Raw genomic sequence first — 21,786 nt, forward strand, 5'->3', positions numbered from 1 at the left:
GCTTGGGTCGCCCTTGGCTTAATTAAGTTTCATTACGGTAACTTCTGGGTGATAAATCAGGCTCATCAACTGCTTCATCCTACGCCAGGACTGGTTTTCAGAGAAAACTTTAACCGGACGCGATCGCACGATTTGATGTTCAATATCACAATTATCCTGTGACGGAAATCTCTGGATCATTACGGGCGTCATCGCTTAGGATGCAATAGTTCATCTCAAACCTATCGTGGTTTAAAGGAAGGGGCATTATGAACACCTCTTGGATTCGCACCGCAACCATTACCGTCATTGATGTGGCTTTGCTTTGCACCGCCCCTCTATTAATTCAACTCTTTTCCCACTTGCCATAACTGGATTGACCGTTTCTCTGGGCGCTTGTGTAGATATTTTGCTTAGTCTCTAAGTAGGTGGACACAATTAAAGTGAACGGTTGAGATTAGGGAACAGGGAACAGGGAACAGGGAATAGGCAATAGGCAATAGGGTAATGGGCTATAGAAATTTTGTCTCCCATCTTCCCCAGCTTCCCCATCTTCCCTATCTCCCCATCACCCCATCACCCCCTCACCCCCTCACCACAAAACGTTATTCAGTAAACCCTACCTACATCGCCACCTTTGAGTTCAGCAACGGATAGCGCAGAATTAGCGTGTCAGAGGCAAGCTCATGCTCCTGGATAAACTGAGTCACCTCTGTCTCCAGATCGGGTTGCGCCACCGCCACAAAACGCTGCACCATTGAGGCAACCGCGCAAACGACAATCAGATGAACTAATTCCTCGGCTGAATAAAGCTCTACTGCCGATTGCACAAACCGCCGAGGCGTTGTTAGTGGCGTCTGTGCTGAAATCCAGGCGAGTTGCAACGCTGCTTGCTCCCGCTGATCAAATAAGTCTGGGCGAGTTTCCTGCCCTGTGGCTACGGCAAAACAATGGCGAATTCGCTCCACTGATTGGGCTTTGTTTGTTGTCTGATGGTGAGCCATAAAGCCTTCAATGGCGGCTAGATAAGCATGATCTTTGGCAATAGCAGATACCCTTGCCATGAGGTGCTTGAGTTCTGCACTCAGGAGCGTATGATCGCGATCGCCCATTAACTCCCCATACAAATAGGCATGGCGTTTTCGTAGGGGTTGGGGCCAACGTTGCATCCAATTGGGAAACACCCCAAATTCACGCTCAGTATAGGCGGTCAAATCCTCAATTTCCCCATCGTATTTAGCGAGCATCTGCTCGATTGAGGGTCCTCCGCTGGGTAGCTGATAATCCAGATTAGAAGGGTTTGCCAACTGAGCGGTGTGTCGCCCTGCCTCAATACCGCTTTGAGTGCTAGCCTGCTCTGCCCATTGCCCTTCTAGCTCTAGCCCTGTGAGATCATTGAAAACATTGAGAAACCCGAAGGCGGATACCATCATTTCTACACCTTCTATATAAGTCTGGGTGGTTTTCGGATCGCCTGCTAGGGTTTGGAGCTGGCTGATCTGAGAATCCGTGACTTGGTTGCGCGTCGCCTCGGCTGCCAGATCCGCGATCGCTAATTCTAATGATCCAAAGGGATTATTTTCAGTCTTTTCTCCATCCCGGGCTTGCTTAAATTGCTGTACAATTTTGAGCGAATTTTCACCGCCTGTTGCCGCACTATGAACTTGGCAGTAAGAGCAACCGTGGGCATTGGATGTTGCATAACCAACCGAGAACATATTAATCGGTCCGAGTCCCTGTTTGCCGTAGCCTACAGCCGAAAAATTATGGCAATAGACAAACAGCTTGTAAGCTTGAGTCCAATGGTATAGATAAGCAAACGTATTGGGCCAAAAGCCAAAGAATTGCTTATAAAAGTGCAGAATTGGCCACGTTTCTGGATCATCGCTCCGAAAACCATCACTTTGAGGAATGACGTCACGCAGCACCCAATCTTCTGCCCCTTGGTGCAGGGTTTCATCGGAAATTGAGTCCAAGGGCAGGGTGGAACCTGCGGCATTGAGCAGATCGTCTAGTTGTCCGCTAGCCTGTAAACGCTCTAAGTCCTCTGCACCGTTAATATGGTAGTCACCAATAAAAATTTGCGGCACGGTGGCGCTACCACTGAAGTAAACGGCGGCATCCGCATGGCGTGAGTTGGCTTTAATGTCGTACTCTTGATAGTCATGAATGCCCCTTTGTTTCAGGACGGCTTTTGCCCTGGCGCAATAGTTGCAATTTGGCTTAGTGAATAGGGTAATTTGAGCATTGCTCATGATAATTCTCCAGTAATTTGAATTGTGGTAGTCTTTTTTTCAGAGCAGATCGGAGCAGCGGCGCATGGGGGAGGGCGTGCTGCCAGCATGGTGATATTCATCAGTTGGTCAGTGTTCTAGGTGATCGACAGACGATGCTCAGGCGATCGCACAGACACAATGCATGATTTACTGGATTTGGGGTCGCCGTAGCCAAGCTACGCCAGCAGTAATGCAGAACAGAACAATGGCGGGTACTGGGCTACCGCCAACCAGGAACAGATGGGTAAAGACGCCACCGAGCATAATGCAAGCCAGCAGCAAGCCACCTAAAAATGCCGTGCGTGGCAGCAAAATCAGCCCGGCACCGATCACTTCCAATACGCCCGTTAAGTAGCGGAACCATTGACCCCAACCAATGTCAGCAAATAGGGACACCATCTTTTCGACTCCTGCAAACTTTGAACCACCTGCCAGAAAGAAGGCGATCGCAGCGGCAATTTGTAATACCCAAACTAAAATTTGTTTCCATCGAGTCGGTTGGGTTGTGCTTGTGTCCTGATTTTGTTTCTCAGTCCTGAGATCGCTTTTTTCGATTGTCGTCGTTTTCCACTGCGGCAATTGCTGTTTAAAGGCATCAGCATTGAGAGTGGTAAGATCGCAGGCAACATAAGCATCTGGACGCACCAGAATCACGCGACCCGTTTGCGAACCAAGCTTCGTCTCGAAATCACCGCGATAATCAACCAGCATGTTGGCGTTAAAATCATGAAACTCTGGCAAACCGTTGTTGAGAATGACATGAGGCTTCAGCATCTCGTCAGCCTGTTCCACAATCTGGGCGATCGCCTCTCGTGCCTCTTGTGCTTGGTTGGGATCGATGAACAGGAGAAGCGTGTAGCCAGGAAAGCTTAGGAGTTCATAAAGGCGCACTCGTTCATTTTCAGCACTCATCAGTTCCATATCCGGTATCCGTGCGCCAGTCATTTCCCCGTTTCCCGACTCATAGCGAATGCCCAAGCCCGACAGATTCAGGGCAAGGTTTCGCTGTATCGGCGGCAGGGGAATGAATATGCGAAACAGCGCTTTACGCAGATATCGCCACAAGGGTTGGCGCAACAGTAGACTACGCAACAGAATATCGCTCGTCCATAACACACGCTTGCCAACTGTGTGCCGCTCCTGATTGTAGGTTTCTAGTAGTGCCTGCGGTGCTACGCCCTTGACAAAGAACGCCAACTTCCAACCGAGATTAAAGGCATCTTGAATGCCCGTATTCATCCCCTGACCGCCAGCCGGACTGTGGGTATGGGTCGCGTCACCGCCGAGGAAGACACGACCAACATGATAACAAGAGGCAAGGCGCAACGAAGAACCCCAGCGCGTCAGCCATTTGGGTTCACTCAACTGCACAGGTTTTTCCAGAATCGCGCTAATCGACTCTTGTAACTCTTCGAGCTTCAACTCTCGTGTTTTGCGATCGCTCTGATACTTACTATCAATGGTGACAATTCGGTGGGAACCGTCTTTAAAGGGGACGATAAAGGCAAGCCCGCGATCGTTGGAATGTTGCTCGGTTCCTCCTTCAGCAGCATGTCCGTCCAGGTGAACATCACCGAGAAAGGCAGTCCAGTCATAGGACGATCCTTCAAAGGGCAGATTAAGCGTTTTTCGCACGGTGCTATGCGCTCCATCCGCACCAACGAGGTAGTGGGTTTCAATTTCGACGGTTCCTCCCTCGGCACATTCAACCGTACCGCGCACGCCATCCTCCGTTTCGGTAAAGTTGGTCAGTGTACGCCCACGCTCAATTTCCACACCCAGTTCATTCAGGCGGCGTTCCATAATCGCTTCTGTATCAGCTTGGGGCAGAATCAGGATATAGGGAAACCGCGTGTCCAGCCCGTACATATTGGCTCGCAGTGGAGTTTTGGCGTTGGCGCTGAAGTCAATGCCGGGTGAGGTATAGCCGCGACGAACCATCTCGTCAGCAACACCGAGAATATCCATGAACTCCAATGTGCGGGCATGAACGACCAGTGCCTTACTGCGCGTGGATGGCTCAGTGCGACGTTCAATGATTCGCACCCTGATGTTGCGTCGGGCAAGTTCAATGGCGACAGTCATTCCCGTTGGACCAGCGCCTACAACTAGAACATCTATAGTTTGTGACATGAGAAATCTCCTGATTTGTTATTTGTCATTCGTATTGATTAATTTTGTAGAGATAGAGTCCTTGGCTTTGATTGGTGTTCACGTCGATGTAGCAACAAATAAGCCGCCGGAGTGAAGTACAATGCTAGGATGGGTGAACCCCCGATCCCCCCCGCGATCGCAATGGCTAAGGGTTGCCAGAAGGAACCGCCACTAATCAGTAAGGGAATAAATCCAACCATTGTGGTAATTGTGGTCGTTAGGACGTGGCGCGTGGCTTTAATCACCACCTCTACAACCGCTTGGCGATCGCCCTGACTCGCCCGTTCATCTTCATTAAAGGCAGACAGCACGATAATCGCCCCATTAATCGCAATTCCGACCAAACCCATCGTGCCGACAATCGCCATGAAGCCCATCAGCGAACCGAATGCCCAGAGGGAAAACTGCGCCATGCCGATGGAACCCATCGCTACAACCGCGATAATTCCAGCCTGTCGAAATGAACCTAGGGACAACACCAGCGCTGTCATCATTACCAGTACCAATAAGGGAACATACAACAGCAAATTCCCAACCGCCTGGTTGCGTTCGGCATATTCACCGCCAAACTCGTATCGGTATCCTGGTGGTAGTTCAACGTTCCTAGCTTTTAATTGGTGTTGCAAGTCACTCAGGACAGTTGCTGGTAAGACACCCGCCGTGATAAACGCTTGCACCGTGTTCACTCGCTGTTCCTCCCGACGGGCAATGTTTGCCAACTCCGGCAGCAGGTTAAACTCACCTAGAGCAGAGGTGGGACGAAAATCCCGGTCATTTGCCTGTTCTGGACGCAAATCCAACGAGGCAATTTGACTTAAATCAGCGCGATCGGTATTCGTTAACCGTACCCGCACAGGTAGACTTTCCGTCGCCTCCAGAATCGAACCCCCAACCGCGCCCTCCAAATACGCTTCCAGTTGTTGCGCGATCGCGGTATTATTTAAACCCGCCTGTTTTGCCTGTTCGTCATCCACATAAAGACCTAGTTTAGGCAGGGCTTCACTCAAATCATCGCGGACATGAATCACATCCGGGACTTCCGCTAAAATTCGCCGCACTTCCATCCCCAACCGCCTCAACTCCTGCAAAGAGGCTCCATAGATTCGCATCTCAACCGGAGCATTGTAGGGAGGTCCCTGTTGAAGCTGTTGGACGAGGATACGAGCTGAAGGAAATTCTCGATCTAATTCCTGTTGCAGTTGGTGAATTAACGATTGCGCTCCTTGGGCTGAATTCAGTTGCACCATCGCCTGAGCATAATGGGACTGATTCTGCCGTGATCCGGTAAAGTTGTAATAGAATTTAGGCGCACTTTCGCCAATAAACCAGTGAACGTCTTCTACATTGGTATGTGCCAGGATAATCTCCCTGGCTTGGAGCATCTGGGTTTGGGTGTGAGCGATCGCGGTTTGGGGAGCAAATTCGACTTCAATTTGAAATTGATCGCGATCAACGAGGGGGAAAAACTGCTCATCCAGCGTTCTAGCCGTGATCAATCCGATCAGAGGCACCAGCATCGTCAGCGCAATCCCCAGTAACGGTTTAGCCGTGATCCGATTTAATGTCCAGCGATAGACACGCCCCAATCGTGGTGAGGAAAGTCCTTCATTCCACCAGGCTCCCGGCTGCATCAGAACCAGTAGCATCGATTGGAATACATTTCGTTGAGACTGACGTTGGTGTTCAAATTGGGCGGCTTTTGCCCGACTGTGAGCTAACATGCGCCCAGCTAAAGCAGCAATGATCGTCAGCGAGAGCGCCAGTGAGGAAATCAAGGATAGAATTACACTCAGGGCAATCGAACCCACAAATTCCCCGGCTGGACCCGGTAATAGGTAAATCGGTAGAAACGTGAGTACGGTGGTTACGGTGGACGCCAGCAAAGGCACCTTCAAGTAGTTAACGGCTTTGGTGACGGCTGAGAGGGGGTTTTCCCCGGCTTGCATCTCAACCTGAATTTCATCGACAACCACTACAGCATTATCAATCAGCAATCCCAAGGCAATGATCAGCCCCGTCACCGACATCTGCTGAATCGGAACCCCAACGACAGTCATCCAGCCAAACACGGCAAACACAGTAAGCGGTAGCGCTGCTCCGACAACGAGGGCTGAGCGCCAACCCATACCCACCAGCGCCACGGCGACAACCAGCAGGGCACCAAATATCAGGTTAGACAGCAGGCTGCCAATTCGCTGCTCCACATATTCACTTTGGTCAAAAATTAGGTCTAGACGAATTCCTTGAGGTAAGCGATCGCTAAATGCGTCCAGTTGCTGGCGAACATCCGTTGCCCAGTGGTCAATTCGTAATCCAGACTTCATCAGGATACCCAGCACAACGGCTGGCTTGCCACTAACCAAGGCTAAGTCAGTGGGGGGTTGCCGAATACCGCGATTGACTTGGGCGATATCACTCAGACGGGTAAACTGACCATTAGTGCTGGTTTGAATCGGAATTTGACGGATTTGCTCCAGCGTCTCTAACTCACTTTCCACCTCAATCGTCAGATTTTGTTCAGGGCTACGAAGTTGACCAGCAGTTACTTTGGCGTCACTTAAATTAACCTGATTTGCCAACTGCTGAGGCGAAAGTCCCACTGCTACCAAATCAGGTGCATTGACTTCCACAACAATTTCTTCATTCGGATCACCGAAGAGTTCCACCTCTTGAGTCCCTTCAACGCCCCGCATAAGTACGGCTAATGCTTCGGCATAGCGGCGCAAGACAGCATAGTTGGGTTCATCAGATTGGTTCCAGGTGATAGAGGCGATAATCGTGTAAGCTTTGATTTTCGCCTCATCTAACTCTGGAACTCCCGCCCCCGCAGGAAACTGGGCAGAGGCATCATCGAGTTCGTCTCGCACCTTCGACCAAATTGGCTGGGTATTGGTGACTTGATCGACTAGCTCAACGGATACCGTGGAAAATCCGACCCGAGAGTTGGATTCTAGGGTTTTAATTTCTTCAATTTCCGACAGTTCCGTTTCTAAGACTTCCGTAACCAAGGCTTCAACCCGTTGAGCATTGGCACCAGGATAGGCAGTTTTAACCACGGCGGTGCGCGAAATGAGTTCTGGATCTTCTTGCCGGGGTAGGGATTGAAAGGACGAGATGCCCCAGGCAATAATCATGATAATCGTGAGAATGAGTAAGCGAATATTGCGATAAAATGGGCGAACCATGTTGGTAATTAGGGAACAGGGAACAGGGAATAGGGAATAGGGAAATTTTCTCCTCAACCCTGGATAACACCGATGGGACGAACCTTTTGCCCAGGTACGAGTCGATGAGTCCCATTAGCCACAATGCGATCGCCAGCTTGCAATGTGCCTCGGACTAACACGCGATCGCTCTGTTGATGCAGAATCTCGACGGATTGCTGTTGGATTTCGTAGAGTCCTGGCTCTGTATTCTCAGATTGAGTTAATACATAACAGATCCATAGTCCCCGAATTCCTTGACTGAGCGCTTCTGTGGGTAGCCAATATCCCTGTGTGGGAATGGTTTCAATTAAATCCACCCGCACGGTTTGTCCCGGATTAATCTGAGAAATCGCCGAACGCTCTAAATCCAACACGACGACTTGAGTGCGAGTGTCTGGGTTGACTTTTGGCAAGATGGAGGAAACCGTCGCCGTGTACCTCTCAGAACCAATCTGTACGGTTTGAGAACTCCCGATTGGTAACGAGTTCGCCATCCCTTTGGGCATACCGATACGAGCTTCGGGAGCGGCATTTTCGACCAAATTAATCACCGACTGTCCCGCTCTCACCACTGTCCCTTCATCAACGTGGCGGGTTGCCACAATTCCGGCAAACGGTGCTTTAAGGGTACTTTTGGCGATGGTTATGTCTAAATCGGCAATTCTGGCATCAAGCTGATGCACGGCGGCTTGTTGAGCGGCAATTTGTTCCCAACGGGTGCCATTGAGCAATTCTTCGAGGTTACTGCGGGCTTGTTCTAACCGCGCCTCTAATGCTTGGGCGCCATAGGTATATTCATCGAGTTCTTCTTTCGAGATTGCCCCCTCACGATACAAAAACTCCCGCCGCTGGCGCTGCACTTGTTGCAGTTTGAGTTGCTCTTCTAAATCGCGCACGGCGGCGCGGGCGGCATTAATATCTTCTGGGCGAGGACCGGCTTTGAGTTCCACCAGTTGAGCTTGAGCGCGGGCTTTTTCGGCGTTAAGCTGTTGACGCTGGGTTTGTAGATTACGGGTATCAAGGCGAGCCAGGGGTTGTCCGGTTGCCACGCGATCGCCTTCTTTGACTAAGACTTGGACGAGTTCCCCACTACGCTCAAAGCCCAAATCGCTGGCTCGTAGTGCCGCAATTTCCCCGGTATAGGTGCGGGATACCTGATAGCTATCGACAGGTTGAACCGTGAGTGTTTCTACGGGTAAAATCTGCGACGCCCTAGATTCCACGGTTTGCGGTGCTTGATTCGTTAGACGCCAAGTGGCAATTGATATCCCAGCCAGCAATAACACGCCTGTCGCTCCTAATATGACGAGCAAACGGGGATGCTGACGGCGAAACCGTCTCCAGGTATTAAATGAGCCAGAAGAGTCAGCCGCAGATGGGTCAGGCGATAGGAAGTGTGAAGTCATAGTATCTAACATAGGTCTATAAATCATTCAAACGTTTGTTTTAATTAAGCCCAATATATCTAAATAACCGTTGCTAGCCGTGGCTGTCTCCACTAAGACTTGTAAATGGCTGATGATTGGCTCAACTAGAATGCCTTCAGGGTTTCTTATCAGCCCACACTGACTTAGGGTTCAACATAGGGGGCTAACCTTGAGAGGGAACAAGCCAGTACCTTTGATTCAAACGTTCGTTTGATAATATTAAAACGTATGTTTGAAACAATTGCAAGAGTAAGGATAAAAAATCTGCTCTAGCCCTTATTGAACGGGACTTCTAGGAAAAATAGTCCTTTAGGCTAGATCGAGTCATAGGTTTAGTCGAATATGATATCATGTCCGTCATTGGCTTCTACCTGGCTCTTTCCCTTCTGTCCTCTGCCCTCTGCCTTCTGCCTTGTTTTCACCGAGTCAATATTTAACCGGACAGACTATGAATCCCCCCATTCAGACCGATACAAAAGAACAGATTCTCAATGTGGCAGAACGGTTATTCGCCAATCAGGGCTTTGCGGGGACTTCGCTTCGCTGTGTCATTCGTGAAGCAGGAGTCAACTTGGCGGCGGTTCACTATCACTTTGGCTCGAAAGAAGAATTATTTCGTGCTGTTGTATCTCGAATAGCCAAACCCGTTGTCGCGGCTCAACTCGAACGACTTGCCCATTGCCAAGCCCAGAATGATCCACCCAGCGTTGAAGCGATTCTGGAAGCCTTACTCACGCCTCCCCTGCAAATTGTGCTAAGTTGCAAAGAACACGGCATGAACCGCGCTCAGTTTATGGGGCGTTGTCGCACTGAACCTGAACCCATTCAAACGATCGCACGGCAGGAATTTCAAGCAAGTCATCAAGTTTTTCTCGACACACTCCAGCGATCGCTACCTGATCAGTCTCGAACCGAACTCTCCTGGAAATTCGATCTGGCGATCGCCGCATTAATTCGAGTGGCGACTGAGGCGGGAAAACCCAATGCTCTTCTCCAAGGTGATTCACCTAAACATATTCACCTGACTGTTTCACGGTTGGTTCATTTTTTGACGCCAGGAATACGCGCTGATTCTACTCATAGGAGGATCTAAATTCAAAAAATTAGAAGCTGAGGTATAGGATTCTTCTTGAAGACCCAGTTGCAGTCTAATGTAGAACTTTCTTTTTCACCAATCTCCCCATCTCCCTCTCACCCCCTCACCCTCTCACCCCATCTACTCTATCTGCTATCTTTGAACGCAGCTTGGTATTAGTAGCGAGCAAGATGCAAAGCCTGCGGCATGGCTTCGCTAAACGCACTACAAGGATTACGCAATTCTTGACTGACATTAAGGTTTAAATGCCAAATAGCTTACGGCAATGCTGTAACCCTACTCTAACCCAACGAGAAATAAAGCACTAATTCACCCGTTGTATATTGGTTCGCTTCGGGTCAAGAATTTTCTGCCCTAAACTGGGGAATTTAACCGCAATACTCACTTTATTTCCCGAACCAAAAACATGGGTCACTTCTCCGACGCCAAAGGTGTCATGACGCAGTAAATCACCTTTTTTCCACTCTTTCGAGTTTGCCGTTGAACTCGAGGATTTTGACGGATTTACAGTTGAGGCAGAAGGCGTTTGCTGTTTCACTTTCACCAAGGTACTGCTAATTAAGTCTTCAGGTAACTCATCTAAAAACTGAGACCGAACCGCTGGTTCACGATACCCATAGAGGCGACGTTCCCGGGCGTGGGCAAGAAAGAGTTGTTCTTGGGCGCGAGTAATTCCTACATAACAGAGACGGCGTTCTTCTTCTAAAGCAACCGGGTCATCTATCGTCCGGTTATGAGGGAAAAGTCCCTGTTCTAAACCCACCAGAAACACAACCGGAAATTCTAATCCTTTAGCCGAGTGCAGCGTCATTAACGATACCGCTTGTTGTCCATCTTCCAAATTATCTAAATCAGACGCCAGAGACGCATTTGCCAGAAATCCTTCTAGGCTGGTATCATCATTTTCTTCCTGAAATTGAACGACAGCATTATAGAGTTCATTGATATTTTCCAATCGGTTTTCCGCTTCGTCTGTGCCTTGGTTTTTTAGGTCATCAATATATCCCGATTCCTCCATGATAAACTTAATAATTTCTGCGGCTTCTAAGTTTTCTGTATTCTCTTGGCACTGCTTAATCAATTGGGCAAACCGATTAACCGCTTTAGCCGAACGTCCCGCAATTGTATTGACCGAGGTTTCATCCCGGATAATTTCCCAGAGGGGAGTTCCCAATTCTTGAGCCGCCAGCACTAAATTATCAATTGTGGCTTTACCAATACCCCGTCGTGGTGTATTGATAATTCGCAATAAACTGACAGTATCACTGGGATTGGCAATCGTTCTTAGATAGGCTAAGGCATCTTTAACCTCTTTGCGATCGTAGAACTTCAATCCCCCGATAATCACATAACGCACTCGACCGCGCAGCGCATCTTCTAACGGACGAGATTGGGCATTCGTCCGATAAAGAATAGCAAAACTGCCCCAGCCTAGTTCTGGGTTTTGTTGATTCAGTTTCAGAATTTGTTGAACAACAAAATGAGCCTCTTCTAACTCATCCTCGGCGTGATGACAGTAAATGGCTTCCCCAAAACCGCGTGTGGGCTTTAGGATTTTGTCAATTCTCTGGGTATTTTGTTCAATTAAATAGTTAGCGGCTTGGAGAATATTTTCGCGCGAGCGATAGTTTTCCTCTAATTTAACCATGGTGCGGGTCGTTTCATCAGGCAACCCATCACCAAAGTCTTGCTGAAATCCCAATAAGATGGTGAAATCTGCCATCCTAAAGGAATAAATTGAGTTATGGACTAGCATACGATTCGCTATATAAGTATGAGCCACATCGACTTCTAGGTCATACACGTCTCCCTCATACTCATCTTGCCAAACTTGCTCAATTTCCACCTCTGTTAAGGTATCATCCACCTCGACTAGCACTTTCATTCCGGGGTGGAGATGAGATAAAGGCATAAAATAATAACTTGTGCCACTAATTAAGGCTTTGCGTTGAATTTCCAGTTGACCTGCATCTGCAATAGAATGCGCCATAGTTACCGCTTCTTTGTAGGAAACTCTCGCGGTTTCAACTCGATACCCCCGGCTATTTTTCCCAGAACGAATGGAAAAGCCAGCCGCTTCTAAGTTGGTTGCAATATCACGACGATTAGAACACCATTGAATGCGGTGATAACTCGCCGATTTTTTATTGTCTAATCGAGGTGTACCAAACATAACCAGATTCAATGTCTGTCGGCGCAAACCATTCTGAGGACGGTAGTGGGGAAAGTCGGGATGCAGCCAGAGATCCTGCATTAATCGGTGAGCGTTGGTGATGGTATCAATTTCTTGGTATAGGCGAAAAATCCACTCATCATTCAGGCGCATGCGCCGACCTTTACCATGAAATACTAGCGTTGGCAACCCATATTTAGCCGCATAATAGGCTTCATAGTAAGCCGCTTCTTCATAAGACGTCGTGGTTTTCAGTACCCAAAGCTTATCCCCATTTTCTTGGGCAATACGAACTTTAAAGCCGAGTTCATCGCATCGATAATCATTGTGACGTGAACTTTTAGTGATGCCGATGCGATAGCCGCGATCGGCTCGGTACATCAGATATACATAATAATGTCCTTCAATGGGTGTCATTCTGGCAAGAACAATATGATGAGGTGTTCCCCGTAATACCTGTTCACCTGCCCGAATTGACCAGAGAGTTCCACAAAAGTATCCTTTTTGGATATGAGTGATTTGATGCGGGTAAAGTTGTTTTTGTCCGGTTGGTGATAGAACTTGGTCTCCCACGTTCAAGGTTTCAATGGGTTTCTCTCCGGCGGGGGTCAAAACCTTAGTTCCGGGTGGAAAACACTGATCGGCATCACCGACGACGAATACGGAGCGATCGCGCCAATCCCATTGGGTTTTTTCTGGTTCGCCGTTTGTGGTTAATAGGTGTACCAGTTCGTACTGAATCCGGTTGGTATCTTGATACTCATCCACGAGAATATGGCGAAATTGATTGTGCCAATATCCCAGGACGGATTCGTTTTGTTGGAAGAGTTTTACGGGGACTAAAATTAGATCATCGAAGTCCAGAGCGTTATTCGCCGCTAACTGGTCTTGATAATGATGATAAACTTCAGCCGTAACTCGACCTCTATAATTCGATTGTTCTTTTTCAAAGGCTTGGGGCGATAAGCCTAAGTTTTTGGCATTGCTAATCGCGTAGCGAATGGTTCGGGGGTTAAATTTTTTATCGTCTAGGTTTAATTGTTTGGTGACGATGGTTTTAACCAGCGTTTGGGCATCGGATTCGTCAAAGATGGAAAAATTACGCTTCCATTGGCGTCCTTTTTCATCGGTATATTTATTGATGTCATAGCGGAGAATCCGGGCAAACAGGCTATGAAACGTACCAATCCACAAGGGTTTAATGTATTTTTTATAGACACGCGATCGCAATTGGGTTTGTTCAAGTTCTGGAAGTAACTCCAAACGCTGACCCCGTGTTTGGGCGGCGAGTTGCTGGGCGAATAGGGTTTCAATCCGGGATTTCATCTCCCGTGCGGCTTTATTGGTAAAGGTAACCGCTAAAATGTTTTCGGGATCGACTTTATGGGTGAGAATCAGATTGGCGATGCGGTAGGTTAACGCCCTCGTCTTACCCGAACCCGCCCCCGCCACAACCAGCAAGGGACCGCAGAAATGTTCGACGGCGCGACGTTGAGAGGGATTGAGGTGCGTCAGAAAGTCAGTTGATTGAGTCATGGCTAGCTGAGGCAGAAGGGTAAGAGTTTGGCTATGTTAGTACAGGGTATCTTATCTTGAGGCAAGACTGTATCGGGGAGAAGCCACCCGACAATTATGATACTGTTGGTAATTCCTGTAGTTCTCTATGACCAGCCATACCCCAGCGCCGAATACAACCCCTAGTCTCATTTCCCCAGCAGTTACTCCCAAACCTGCCCCAGAAACGCCTCCTGTCAAACTAGGAATTATGGTATCGGGAAGTGGTAGCAACTTTGAAGCCATCGCCCAAGCGATCGCAGATGGGCAACTCCATGCTCAAATTCAAGTGATGATCTACAATAATCCTGGGATCAAAGCCCTCGCCAGAGCCGAAAAATTCGGTATTCCCACCGTTCTCCATAATCACCGGGATTACAAAAAACGGGAAGCCCTCGATGCTCAAATTGTTGAGACATTGAGACAGTATCAAGTTGAACTCGTGGTTATGGCAGGTTGGATGAGAATTGTCACGCCAGTCTTGATTGATGCATTTCGCGATCGCATCCTCAACCTTCATCCTAGTCTACTACCCAGTTTCAAAGGCATTCACGCCGAAGAAGAAGCCTTAGCCGCTGGGGTGAAAATTACCGGATGTACCGTTCACTTAGTTAGCCCAGAAGTCGATAGTGGACCCATTTTAATTCAAGCCGCCGTTCCCGTGCTTCCTGACGACACACCAGAGACGCTACACGCCCGAATTCAAGTCCAGGAACATCGTATTTTACCCCAAGCGATCGCCCAGCTCGTAGTTGCGCTTCAGCGCTAAAAATCCTAGCATCGCCTACTATAAACCTTGATCGGAGCGGGTTTATTGCCATCGTATTAGCAAAACCCGATTATTGGGAAACCCGCCCCTACCAGCTAACTGGAGTTTAGACTAAAAGGAAGGGGAAAACGATTACCTGTGACAATTGCGTAAGTCCTGAGAGTGAACTTGGGTACACTTAAAACAACGATTCTAAATCCCGATACCCACTCACCACCCGCACAATTTCCACGCCATCCTCAATCACTCGATAAAGAATGATGTAACCTAAGAGAGGAACACCCCGTAACGACGGTTCAATGTCAGCATAAGAACGCCCTATATTAGGAAACTTCACCAAGTTCTTACATTTCTGCTCAAACCCATTTACAAACCGTTCACCAGCCGCTAGACTCCGACTCAAAAAATAATCAGAAATCTCATCTAAATCCTGACTCGCTTCTGGAGAAATAATGTAACGGCTCATTCTTGATTTTCACCCGCTTTGTGAAGCTTCTCCCGCAACCTAGCAATCACCACCTCCCCATCAATTCCTTCTCCTCTATCAAGTTGTGCAATACCAACCGCTACTTTCCCCCGCGTTTCTTGCAGCCATTTTTGATACTGATTATCGCGTTCTTCAAGTAATCGCAACGCCTCAACAATCACCTCATAAGCGCTTCCATACTTGCCACTTTTGAGCCTTTCTTGAATCAACTGCTCCTCTTCTGGTTTAAATGTAATATTCATCCTCTCCAACCCCCTAAAATCATTAACTTTATTGTACTAACTGCTCAAAAATTCAAAATTTGTGCTAAATTCTCAGCAATTCTCTCCTCCAACTCCCGCGCTCTCTTATCAAAGCTAATCGAAAAATTAAAATGGCTTCAAAAAGTCGGGGATCTATCCAAGGATCTACGCTTCAACCTCTCGATGTCCTAACTTCCAGAGGAAACTAGACAGCCAATTGGTCGCCACATGAGCCACAATCGGAACCAGCAAATTCCCTGTACCGACAGCACTAATCCCCAGTAACACTCCCACAATCGTTGCCCAAACCACATAGGGCCACTGTTGGGAACCACTCAAATGTAAAACGCCAAATACCAAGCTAGAAATAATCACACCCACGGCATTCAAACCAATGGCGGGTAACATCACTCCCCGAAATAACAACTCTTCACTCATACCTGGAAGTAACCCCAACCAAATCAAATCCGGTAATACCAACGGCTTTAAAACCAAGTTGAGGTAAACGTCAGCACTTTTACGGTAGCCTGACCAGAGGCGATAGACTACGCTGCTCATCGCGGTAATTCCCACGCCTATACCTAATCCGATGAGTAATCCTTCTACAGTAAAGTCTAGGGATAACAGTGTCACCGACCCAAATCTCAGCCAGAGTTTAGCCACGACGAGTAAAACAACCGCCGTTATCCCCATGGCAACTAATACTTGGGTGCGGGTGAGGGAGTCAAAGTCAGGGTTATCGGGAAGCTGTTTAGTCACTAATATATAGATAAGTTATGCATAGACGACAGGGAGGGACTCAGAGCATCGGCACTAATTCCAGCGCGATGGATCACTAACCTACCCAGTGCCTCTAAATACGAGTGTACTCGCACCGCTTTGATTGCCAAAGGTTCTGGAGGCACTTGCATTGAGGTTTGGTTATCCTCAACGGCAATAATTTGAGTCCGTAACTGACTTAAGCTTAACAAGGCACTACCACCACAGGCACTAGCAGGAATCACTACCGCATCCACATCCTCTGCCCAAATTGCTCCCGGTTGACGCGGTGTCACCTGAAATTGCGGAGCGCGACTTAATCCCACCAGCACACAGGGTAGAAATGTATAGCCTAATTCCTCGGCTGCCGATCGCGGCGACAAGGTGGGTTCTAGGGGAAGAGGCATTAAAGCTGGGGCGTGGGCGCAGGGGATTTGGAAGGTTCGCACAATCAGGTGACTAATCACGGCTTCTGCACCTGCCAAAGGATCGACTCCTTGTCCCTGTCGGTATGCTTCTAGGGCTTCGCTTCCGAGATCATCGGGAAAACGAGCCACTACTGCGATCGCGTCAGCCTTTGCCTGTTGAATCAGCACTTCAGCCGATCGCAACAAACTATCGGGATTGCCAATCGTACCCCAACTCGCCCCCGATGGCGCTGTCCGCAGTTCCACATTCAGGGGTGCGTCGGTGATTACGTAGTCGGTCAGATTCAGTCCCAGGGTGGCTCTGGTGGCATCAGCCGCTTGCAGATGGCGCAAACGCAGATCCGGTTCAATCCCCTGGTCGAGAATTAATCCCACCCGATTTTGATGCACAGGTTGTAATCCCCAGCATCCAGCGGCAAATTTGTCAAGCCCATAGCCTTCGACATAGAGGGCGTTGGGTAAATTCCAATAGAGTTGAGCGCCATTGAGGACATTGGGGTGAGTAATTAGGCGATCGCAGACTTGAGCGATCGCTCTGGCGACGGGTAAAGCGTCTCCCGCATAGCCACCAATGGATGCGCCAATTCCTGTGGGAATGATTAAAACAACGGTGTATGGACGCACAATAATTAAGGGGTGGACGGTTGAGAATTAGTCTTGGTGACAATTGCTTCAACCTGAGCCTTTTGCTCCTGAGTATCCACAGATGTAACCGCCCAACGCAGGGGTTCTCCCTGTTTTTGCAGTTCTGTCTCAATGGCTTGATGGAGTTGTTTGGGTGACTCCTGGAGGTCAATTTCAGCAGTAATGAAGTGAGTTGTCATTTTCTTTGTGGGGTAAATTACAATGAATGATTAAGACGGTTGACCGAATTGCCGATCATACACCTCGTCTTCCTTACCGGATTCAACTTTCAGGTTAGAGCGCGGTAAGGCGATACAAAGCAAGACATACCCTTCCTCTTGCAATTCCGGTCCAAGTCCCATCCCTTCGCTTTGATCAACAGAACCCTCAATGATTTTAGCGGCACAGGTTGTACAAACGCCAGCATTGCAGGAATTGGGTAAATCTATCCCTTGTTCCTCCGCAGCCTGAAGAATTTTTTTGTCCTCTGGGACTTCTATCGTGTGGGTTGTACCTTGGTGATTGATTTCGACGGTGTAAGTCTTGGACATTGTACCTCTTAGCGGCTTTCCAGGTTAACTTTCCCGGTTCGGGAAAAAATATTGACCGGGATTATTTTAACGTTTGTTGTCGGATTCCAGGCTATCCTAAAGTTTATTACGAGACCGACACTCTAGATTTTCATGGTTGATCCGATCGCATCCTCTCGTACCCACCCGGCTGACCCCTCCCTCCCGCCTTCCTGGAACTATGAGGCGACAGTGGCTCAGGTGGAAACGATTATCGAGCAAATCGAGCGAGGGGAACTGGAATTAGCCGAGGTATTTGACCAATTTGCCTCGGCTGTCGAGTATTTGCGTCAATGTGAAGCGTTTTTGCAACAGCGACAACAGCAAATGGATTTGTTGATTGAGACATTAACAGATGAGTCAGATTCCCCGACTTGATCTCTAACTTTTTACCCATCTGTTCGATAACAAATTACCTTGTTCAATCTAGCGTTTTACAGTTGGGTGATGTACATTATCAAGGGCGCAAGCCTTGCGCCCCTACAGATTTCATGTAGGGTGGGCAAGATTGATAATCCTTGAAATTTGTTATATCTTGCAGATGGTGATTAGAAATTATCGCTTTTAATTGTATTAATTATTAAGGTTTATTTATGATTAGTTGATGCAAAAAAATGTCTAATCACCCCCAAGGGAGAGAAGGGCTTGATGCATCAGGATGTTGTTCTGGAACTTGAATTCCAGGAACCCAAATTCGTAATCTGTCCCATATATGACGCAGTGTCATATACACTTCTGTAATATCAGTAATCTCAGTTTGAGCATCAATTTTATCTACCTGAGCTTCTGCTTGCTCACACATCTGCTTAAGCTGCTCAATAACCCTCTGCCTATCTTGTGAAGATCTTGCTCCCTGAAAATTATCTCGAATGAAGATAAAAATTTCAGTAAAAATTGGAATCACGGACGATGAATCAATAGCACATGAAATTGTGTCCGAATATCCCCACCAAATAGCTCCTATGTCTGCCGCTGATCTACCGAGTTCATTTGCCGTATGACAAGCAAAAGCATAAACGGTACGTTGACTTAGCAGTTGTACATCACCACAGGACAAAGCCACATCACCATTGTGACCTTTCAAGGCATTACGAACACCATGACACATGGCAAAGACAGGCAAAACATCAGCTTTAGACAATACGGCGATAAGTTCTTTACGTGTTGCTTTCTTTTCAAAAAGTGTGACACAATCCTCTGTTATAATTAGCTTGGCAATAGCGATATTTGCTTGAGTCGATGCGTCATAAGCGGGGACAAATACGATCATTCAGATTCTCTCCGATTCGCTTTTCGCTTCATAAAATCTCGTGCTACTCTAAGTACATCCGATGCATATTGCTGCCCAATTTCTGTACCTTCTTCAATTTGCTTTCGGAGTTCTTCTGCTGTAAACATCTCTCCTGTTGCCGTTTTCCAAATGACCGTAGTTGCCGGAATGATTTCACGAATAAGCCCAGCAAAAACATCCCGACTAATATTACGGGAAACACTTTCAAAATGAGGTGTTGGTTGTGCAGCTAATAAGCGATCAAGACCTTGTAAAAAGTTCCGCAGTGAAGGTGATCTTGCCTCCGCTCTATCAATATTGATATTTTTCACAAATTGCCAAGAACTAATAGTCTTGCCAAAAGCTAGTTCTGCATGACTTTTTGGACTTTTAATGTCTTCGGGTAACGGCAGTGCAGGTGAGACTTCAATTCCCCATTGAGTTTTGGCGTTTTCTATAGCTGTAATCTCATCGGCGAACAGCCAAGCCTCAACTTCTGGAATAGCACAAAAGACTCGTACAGAAGGATATCCTAACCGTCTGTGAGCCTTGTCTAAAGCCTCTGGAATACTTGCTGCATCACAGTTAACTAAAACAGCACAACTTCTTGTAATACCGGGAGGTAATCCTTGCAAGAAAGTTTTGAGGTTACTTTTAGCAACTGCATTTATTTTAATCTTATCTAGAGGATAATTAGCCGCTTCTAGAATCCAAGATATAATCTGAATGTGATTTTTATTTTCAACAATAAGTTGAATTGATCCATCTTGCATAATATCATAATACCTTAAATTAAAAACTTAAATAATAACTAAATCATAGGTTTAGTTATTTTTCTCATAAGTTAAGCATAGCAAGATTGGTATATCCTGATCAATAAGCGTGACGAATTAGACTTATCTGCTAATTAGCTGACAATACTCTATCTAGGGGTTTATGTCCTCAATTAGCGATCCCACCTACTACATATAGGAATTCTCTCTATTTGATGAACAGGTCTAGTGCTAATTTGAACAATCGCTACTCACGCCAACAAATCATCAATCGCCACACCAAACCCATCTAACACCTGCTGTGTCCTGACAATATCACCCTGATTAAATAAAACTTGTTGCTGTTGTGTAATCACCAAAACCCATTGACTCTCAGGAAACACTAACCAAAGTTCCTGACACCCCGATCGCAGATACTCTTTGACCTTACTAAAAACCTCTTCCGCCCCATCTGTCGGTGAAATAATCTCAGCAATTAAGGGAAAACTTTGGGATAAAACTGTAAATTCCCCAAATTGTTCCACCAGTTCCGGAGTGAGGTAAGATACATCAGGGCGACGCCCTCGTTCTCCTGTCCAACATGGCGTTTCCGTGTAAACATCTCCGCCTAGACTCTGCTCCTCTTTATAATTTCCCCAATATCGAGCTAATCGTGCTTGAATTCGACCATGTTTGGCTGTCATCCCTTGCTTCTCCACCAACTGACCATCTACCCATTCTGTATGGTCAGGGGGATTCAGCAAATAGTCTTGGACAGAGAAAATTGGAGACTCAACCTGAGAATCCTGGGAATTCGCGATCGCGTATGCCATAGTTATCAATCATCCGTATTTTCAGTCATCCTTAACAAAGGACAAATGATATTAATTCCGTATACATCTTCATCCTTTGTTAATAGATAACTAACCTGTCAGTGTAATCCGTGTGACTAATCCTTCATCCCCCTACTCCCATCTCTCCAATAAATCCGTGAAATCAGTGTTTTGACGAATGACAAATGACGAATGACAAATGACAAATGACAATTAAGCCAACATTTCCTGCGCCCGCTTAATATTTTTACGAACCGATTCGGCTGACGTATGCAGGGCGGCGAGTTCGGTATCCGTGAGGTTAAGTTCCACAACTTTTTCCACACCTCGACATCCTAACCGCGTTGGGACACCAATGAAAATATCTTTTAAACCATACTCCCCATCTAGGTAGGATGACACGGGCAAAAGTCGCGACTGATTATGTAAAATGGCTTCCACCATCGCGCAAGTCGAGGATGCAGGCGCGGAATACGCCCCCCCAGTTTTCATCAGATTCACAATTTCTGCGCCACCATGACGAGTTCGATCCACTAAACGATCAACTGTTTCCTCATCCATCAGTTCAGTAATCGGAATCCCTCGCACTGTGGAGTAGCGGGGTAAGGGTACCATTAAATCGCCATGACCCCCTAAGACTAACCCACTGACATCCGCAATCGATACCCCTAATTCCATCGCAATAAAGGTTTGGAAACGGGCAGAATCCAGCATTCCCGCCATTCCCATCACCCGTGACGCGGGTAATCCTAATATTTGCCAGACCAAGTAGGTCATCACATCCAGAGGATTTGTGACAATAATATACAAGGCATCCGGCGATCGCGCGATCGCTTTTTCCGCCACCTCAACCGCAATCTTGGCATTAATTTTAAGTAAATCATCTCGACTCATCCCCGGTTTACGGGGTAAACCCGCCGTGATGATCACCACATCCGATCCGGTGGTATCCATATAGTCATTGGTGCCAAGAATCTCGCGGTTGTGACAATCCATCCCCTGTGCCTGCATTAAATCCAGGGCAATGCCTTGGGGAATACCGGGAACAATATCTAAAAGTACCACATTTGCCAAATTGCGTTGGGCAATCCGGTGCGCCAAGGTGCTACCGACGTGACCCGCGCCAATCACGGTGACGCGGTGATCATTGCAAGCGATAGGTAAATTCGAGGAAGATGCCATGGCTAT

Annotated in this window: 19 protein-coding genes; 3 read left to right on the top strand and 16 right to left on the bottom strand. The window is 47.5% G+C overall.

All coding sequences use genetic code 11. From position 1 onward, the window contains the following. Positions 1 to 18: 18 nt before the first annotated feature. The 5 genes from RID53_RS15925 to RID53_RS15945 all read right to left on the bottom strand — a co-directional run bounded on the left by RID53_RS15925 (position 19) and on the right by RID53_RS15945 (position 9,021). Positions 19 to 192: a hypothetical protein gene (locus RID53_RS15925; RefSeq protein ID WP_446389031.1), complete on the bottom strand. Its 174-nt coding sequence runs from the start codon at positions 190 to 192 to the stop codon at positions 19 to 21. 410 nt (positions 193 to 602) lie between these two features. Next, positions 603 to 2,234 (bottom strand): glutaredoxin domain-containing protein, encoded by a 1,632-nt coding sequence (locus RID53_RS15930; protein ID WP_446389032.1) that lies wholly within the window; start codon positions 2,232 to 2,234, stop codon positions 603 to 605. Between the two features lie 168 nt (positions 2,235 to 2,402). Beyond that, positions 2,403 to 4,388 (bottom strand): FAD-dependent oxidoreductase, encoded by a 1,986-nt coding sequence (locus RID53_RS15935; protein WP_446389033.1) that lies wholly within the window; start codon positions 4,386 to 4,388, stop codon positions 2,403 to 2,405. A 38-nt stretch (positions 4,389 to 4,426) separates the two neighbouring features. Further along, positions 4,427 to 7,594 carry an efflux RND transporter permease subunit gene (locus RID53_RS15940; RefSeq protein ID WP_446389034.1) on the bottom strand — a complete coding sequence of 1,056 codons (3,168 nt, stop codon included), beginning with the start codon at positions 7,592 to 7,594 and terminating at the stop codon, positions 4,427 to 4,429. A gap of 53 nt (positions 7,595 to 7,647) precedes the next feature. Continuing rightward, positions 7,648 to 9,021, bottom strand: a complete 1,374-nt coding sequence (locus RID53_RS15945) for an efflux RND transporter periplasmic adaptor subunit (RefSeq protein ID WP_446389035.1) — start codon at positions 9,019 to 9,021, stop codon at positions 7,648 to 7,650. Positions 9,022 to 9,490: 469 nt separating this feature from the next. Here RID53_RS15945 and RID53_RS15950 point away from each other — a divergent pair, with 469 nt between their 5' ends. After that, the gene (locus RID53_RS15950) at positions 9,491 to 10,135 is read left to right on the top strand and encodes a TetR/AcrR family transcriptional regulator (RefSeq protein WP_446389036.1); all 645 of its coding nucleotides are present in this window, start codon (positions 9,491 to 9,493) and stop codon (positions 10,133 to 10,135) included. A 307-nt stretch (positions 10,136 to 10,442) separates the two neighbouring features. On the opposite strand, the gene RID53_RS15955 is transcribed toward RID53_RS15950, so the two are convergent. Then, positions 10,443 to 13,847: a UvrD-helicase domain-containing protein gene (locus tag RID53_RS15955; RefSeq protein ID WP_446389037.1), complete on the bottom strand. Its 3,405-nt coding sequence runs from the start codon at positions 13,845 to 13,847 to the stop codon at positions 10,443 to 10,445. A gap of 127 nt (positions 13,848 to 13,974) precedes the next feature. Between RID53_RS15955 and purN the strand changes: the two genes are divergently transcribed. After that, positions 13,975 to 14,634, top strand: a complete 660-nt coding sequence (gene purN / locus RID53_RS15960) for a phosphoribosylglycinamide formyltransferase (RefSeq protein ID WP_446389038.1) — start codon at positions 13,975 to 13,977, stop codon at positions 14,632 to 14,634. A gap of 178 nt (positions 14,635 to 14,812) precedes the next feature. On the opposite strand, the gene RID53_RS15965 is transcribed toward purN, so the two are convergent. From RID53_RS15965 to RID53_RS15990, 6 genes are all read right to left on the bottom strand, one after another. Further along, positions 14,813 to 15,100, bottom strand: coding sequence for a type II toxin-antitoxin system RelE/ParE family toxin (locus RID53_RS15965; RefSeq protein WP_006100885.1), 288 nt, complete (start codon positions 15,098 to 15,100; stop codon positions 14,813 to 14,815). Beyond that, positions 15,097 to 15,363, bottom strand: coding sequence for a ribbon-helix-helix domain-containing protein (locus RID53_RS15970; RefSeq protein WP_446389039.1), 267 nt, complete (start codon positions 15,361 to 15,363; stop codon positions 15,097 to 15,099). The genes RID53_RS15965 and RID53_RS15970 overlap by 4 nt, the downstream gene beginning before the upstream one ends. A 165-nt stretch (positions 15,364 to 15,528) precedes the next feature. Beyond that, on the bottom strand, positions 15,529 to 16,122 hold the full coding sequence (locus RID53_RS15975) for a CPBP family intramembrane glutamic endopeptidase (RefSeq protein WP_446389040.1): 594 nt from the start codon (positions 16,120 to 16,122) through the stop codon (positions 15,529 to 15,531). Further along, the gene (locus RID53_RS15980; protein WP_446389054.1) at positions 16,122 to 17,180 is read right to left on the bottom strand and encodes a DUF3326 domain-containing protein; all 1,059 of its coding nucleotides are present in this window, start codon (positions 17,178 to 17,180) and stop codon (positions 16,122 to 16,124) included. Before RID53_RS15980 ends, RID53_RS15975 begins: the two co-directional genes overlap by 1 nt. Then, positions 17,180 to 17,374, bottom strand: a complete 195-nt coding sequence (locus RID53_RS15985; protein WP_446336492.1) for a hypothetical protein — start codon at positions 17,372 to 17,374, stop codon at positions 17,180 to 17,182. The genes RID53_RS15980 and RID53_RS15985 overlap by 1 nt, the downstream gene beginning before the upstream one ends. Before the next feature lie 30 nt (positions 17,375 to 17,404). Then, positions 17,405 to 17,725 (bottom strand): 2Fe-2S iron-sulfur cluster-binding protein, encoded by a 321-nt coding sequence (locus tag RID53_RS15990; RefSeq protein ID WP_446389041.1) that lies wholly within the window; start codon positions 17,723 to 17,725, stop codon positions 17,405 to 17,407. A gap of 132 nt (positions 17,726 to 17,857) precedes the next feature. Between RID53_RS15990 and xseB the strand changes: the two genes are divergently transcribed. After that, on the top strand, positions 17,858 to 18,121 hold the full coding sequence (gene xseB / locus RID53_RS15995; RefSeq protein ID WP_446389042.1) for an exodeoxyribonuclease VII small subunit: 264 nt from the start codon (positions 17,858 to 17,860) through the stop codon (positions 18,119 to 18,121). Between the two features lie 244 nt (positions 18,122 to 18,365). Here the strand turns inward: xseB and RID53_RS16000 are convergent, their stop codons facing one another. From RID53_RS16000 to mdh, 4 genes are all read right to left on the bottom strand, one after another. Continuing rightward, positions 18,366 to 19,013, bottom strand: a complete 648-nt coding sequence (locus RID53_RS16000) for a hypothetical protein (RefSeq protein ID WP_446389043.1) — start codon at positions 19,011 to 19,013, stop codon at positions 18,366 to 18,368. Beyond that, positions 19,010 to 19,786 (bottom strand): hypothetical protein, encoded by a 777-nt coding sequence (locus RID53_RS16005; protein ID WP_446389044.1) that lies wholly within the window; start codon positions 19,784 to 19,786, stop codon positions 19,010 to 19,012. Before RID53_RS16005 ends, RID53_RS16000 begins: the two co-directional genes overlap by 4 nt. 251 nt (positions 19,787 to 20,037) lie before the next feature. Further along, positions 20,038 to 20,598: a Uma2 family endonuclease gene (locus tag RID53_RS16010; protein WP_446389045.1), complete on the bottom strand. Its 561-nt coding sequence runs from the start codon at positions 20,596 to 20,598 to the stop codon at positions 20,038 to 20,040. Between the two features lie 213 nt (positions 20,599 to 20,811). After that, on the bottom strand, positions 20,812 to 21,780 hold the full coding sequence (gene mdh / locus RID53_RS16015) for a malate dehydrogenase (RefSeq protein ID WP_446389046.1): 969 nt from the start codon (positions 21,778 to 21,780) through the stop codon (positions 20,812 to 20,814). Positions 21,781 to 21,786: the final 6 nt, after the last annotated feature.

The sequence above is a fragment of the Coleofasciculus sp. B1-GNL1-01 genome, assembly GCF_040220235.1.
In the GTDB taxonomy this organism is placed as follows: Bacteria; Cyanobacteriota; Cyanobacteriia; order Cyanobacteriales; family Coleofasciculaceae; genus Coleofasciculus.

Coding starts and splice junctions, on each gene's coding strand:
- RID53_RS15985 (WP_446336492.1), bottom strand. CDS start 17,374: ATGACAACTCACTTCATTACTGCTGAAATTGACCTCCAGGAGTCACCC.
- RID53_RS15950 (WP_446389036.1), top strand. CDS start 9,491: ATGAATCCCCCCATTCAGACCGATACAAAAGAACAGATTCTCAATGTG.
- RID53_RS15990 (WP_446389041.1), bottom strand. CDS start 17,725: ATGTCCAAGACTTACACCGTCGAAATCAATCACCAAGGTACAACCCAC.
- RID53_RS15925 (WP_446389031.1), bottom strand. CDS start 192: ATGACGCCCGTAATGATCCAGAGATTTCCGTCACAGGATAATTGTGAT.
- RID53_RS16000 (WP_446389043.1), bottom strand. CDS start 19,013: ATGATCGTATTTGTCCCCGCTTATGACGCATCGACTCAAGCAAATATC.
- mdh (WP_446389046.1), bottom strand. CDS start 21,780: ATGGCATCTTCCTCGAATTTACCTATCGCTTGCAATGATCACCGCGTC.
- RID53_RS15945 (WP_446389035.1), bottom strand. CDS start 9,021: ATGACTTCACACTTCCTATCGCCTGACCCATCTGCGGCTGACTCTTCT.
- RID53_RS15965 (WP_006100885.1), bottom strand. CDS start 15,100: ATGAGCCGTTACATTATTTCTCCAGAAGCGAGTCAGGATTTAGATGAG.
- RID53_RS16010 (WP_446389045.1), bottom strand. CDS start 20,598: ATGGCATACGCGATCGCGAATTCCCAGGATTCTCAGGTTGAGTCTCCA.
- RID53_RS15935 (WP_446389033.1), bottom strand. CDS start 4,388: ATGTCACAAACTATAGATGTTCTAGTTGTAGGCGCTGGTCCAACGGGA.
- RID53_RS16005 (WP_446389044.1), bottom strand. CDS start 19,786: ATGCAAGATGGATCAATTCAACTTATTGTTGAAAATAAAAATCACATT.
- RID53_RS15970 (WP_446389039.1), bottom strand. CDS start 15,363: ATGAATATTACATTTAAACCAGAAGAGGAGCAGTTGATTCAAGAAAGG.
- RID53_RS15940 (WP_446389034.1), bottom strand. CDS start 7,594: ATGGTTCGCCCATTTTATCGCAATATTCGCTTACTCATTCTCACGATT.
- RID53_RS15930 (WP_446389032.1), bottom strand. CDS start 2,234: ATGAGCAATGCTCAAATTACCCTATTCACTAAGCCAAATTGCAACTAT.
- RID53_RS15955 (WP_446389037.1), bottom strand. CDS start 13,847: ATGACTCAATCAACTGACTTTCTGACGCACCTCAATCCCTCTCAACGT.
- purN (WP_446389038.1), top strand. CDS start 13,975: ATGACCAGCCATACCCCAGCGCCGAATACAACCCCTAGTCTCATTTCC.
- xseB (WP_446389042.1), top strand. CDS start 17,858: ATGGTTGATCCGATCGCATCCTCTCGTACCCACCCGGCTGACCCCTCC.